Annotated in this window: 1 protein-coding gene; it reads right to left on the bottom strand. The window is 53.2% G+C overall.

The window, feature by feature from the left end; translation table 11 throughout:
* Nucleotides 1–56 precede the first annotated feature (56 nt).
* On the bottom strand, nucleotides 57–1,340 hold the full coding sequence (locus AAFO90_RS24790; protein WP_347511178.1) for an EAL domain-containing protein: 1,284 nt from the start codon (nucleotides 1,338–1,340) through the stop codon (nucleotides 57–59).
* Between the last annotated feature and the right edge of the window lie 208 nt (nucleotides 1,341–1,548).

The following is a 1,548-nucleotide window of genomic DNA, read 5'->3' as shown; positions in this document are numbered from 1 at the left end:
GCCGCATTGGAAAAACACCGCGACCCACAAAATGATGCGCTGGTTGACCCGTTGGATCAAGCCGCATAACCATGAAATCCGCAGCGTCGCCCGAAACGCTTTTCAACATCGTTCGGGACATTCCCCACGCCTTCAGCCACTACGCTTAGATTCAGGCAATGCGCAAGTTCTACCAAGCCCTTGATAAGCGCGCGGTCTCCGGCCGAAGCTTCCAAATCCTGAACGAAGCTTTTGTCGACCTTAATTTCATCAACGGAAAAGTCGCGCAAATGAGACAGAGACGAAAACCCCGTTCCAAAATCATCCAGAGATATGCTGATGCCCATTGCGCGCAATCGGCACAGAGTTTTCTCCACGAGTTCTTTGGAGCGTCCGATTAGTGCAGTCTCTGTGATCTCCAGAACAAGGTCCGTCGGAGCAATGCAATACCGAAACAACAGGTCCTGAACTTCTTCAGCAAATCCCGGTTCGCGGAACTGCGCAGGTGATACGTTGACAGCCAGCCTTCCGGGGTGCAGGCCATGATTTTTCATTTCACCAAAGAAGGCAAATGACTTCTCAAGAACCAGCCTACCGATTGCAGGGATGTGACCCTGTTCCTCGGCGACCGGAATGAACTGATCCGGCGGCACGAATATCCCATCATGGAACAATCTGGCCAGCACCTCAAAACCCACATGTTCCTGTTCCGTGACACTACAGATCGGCTGCAATGCAATAGTGAAGCCCTCGTTTGCCAATGCATCCACCACAATGGCCTCAAGGCGCTCTCTATGATCAATGCGCTTTTGTGCCGAAGAGTCGAAGAACCGCCACGCACCGCGTCCGTTTCGCTTCACGTCGTAAAGCGCGATGTCGGCATTGGTCAAAAGCATTTCCGCAGACGCCCCGTCCTGCGGGTACTGAGCTACCCCTAGTGAAAACGAAGGGACATATGGAGCCCCTTCAAGCGATGTAGGTTCGCTCAGCTTCTTATGCATGGTATCAATAAAGGCTTTCGGCGCGCGTGCTACGGCATCGCAATGTATGATTGCGCCGAACTCGTCACCGCCTAGCCGTGCGACAGTCCCATACTTGCCGACGAATTCTTTCATGCGCGAGGCTGTCTCTTTTAGAAGCAGATCGCCGATGAAATGACCTTTGCTGTCATTGAGCACCTTGAAGTGATCAAGGTCGATCAGTGCAATCAGGCCGCAACCGTCCTCTGTAGCGAGCAGTTCCTTCAGCATGGACAAGAACCGGGTGCGGTTGGCTAGTCCGGTCAAGCCGTCAGTAAGGGCGAGGCGCTCAAGCTCAAGTTCTGACCGTTTCCGGTCGGTTATGTCATACCGGGTCGACACATAGCGTAGAATTTTACCGTCTGGGCCTTGAACTGGTGCAACGGTGGTGTCGACCCAATAGATATCTCCTGCCTTGTTACGGTTATACCCGGAGTCACTGAAGACCCGAGATCTGAAGGGTTGACGTGCAAGAAGGTCGCGATTCAAGTAACGGCATGATCCGTCCCGGTTTTCTTACCTCTTCAGAGCGGCGTGAGCTTGTCGCTTG

Origin of the sequence: Phaeobacter sp. CAU 1743 (assembly GCF_039839315.1) — a bacterium.
In the GTDB taxonomy this organism is placed as follows: Bacteria; Pseudomonadota; Alphaproteobacteria; order Rhodobacterales; family Rhodobacteraceae; genus Phycobacter; species Phycobacter gallaeciensis_A.
This window is presented reverse-complemented; position numbering and strand designations above follow the sequence as displayed.